1 protein-coding gene is annotated in these 344 nt (G+C 50.6%); it reads left to right on the plus strand.

Annotated elements, in window-relative coordinates; all coding sequences use genetic code 11:
* Nucleotides 1-344, plus strand: a 344-nt coding sequence (locus tag GPK49_RS06440) for a recombinase family protein (protein ID WP_215677069.1), incomplete at both ends; no start/stop codon positions are given.

Consider the following 344-nt stretch of genomic DNA (forward strand, 5'->3'; position numbering starts at 1 on the left):
TATCGTGCAGCGGTCTATTGCAGGCTGTCAAAGGACGATGACCTGCAAGGCGAAAGTGCCAGTATCGCAAACCAGCGTGATATGCTGGAAAAATACTGCGAAAAGCAGGGATGGGAGGTTGTGGCAGTCTATCAGGACGATGGCTTCACAGGTCTTAACATGGAGCGTCCTGATTTACAGAGAATGTTGAGAGCCATTGAGCGCAGGCAAATCAACCTTGTCATCACGAAAGACCTCAGCCGACTGGGGCGTAACTATCTGCAAACCGGGCATTTGATTGAGGACTTTTTCCCAAGAAACGGTGTCCGCTATATCGCCATGAATGACGGTATCGACACCCTGCG

Source organism: Clostridium sp. MCC345 (assembly GCF_018785345.1).
GTDB classification, from domain to species: domain Bacteria; phylum Bacillota; class Clostridia; order Lachnospirales; family Anaerotignaceae; genus Anaerotignum_A; species Anaerotignum_A faecicola.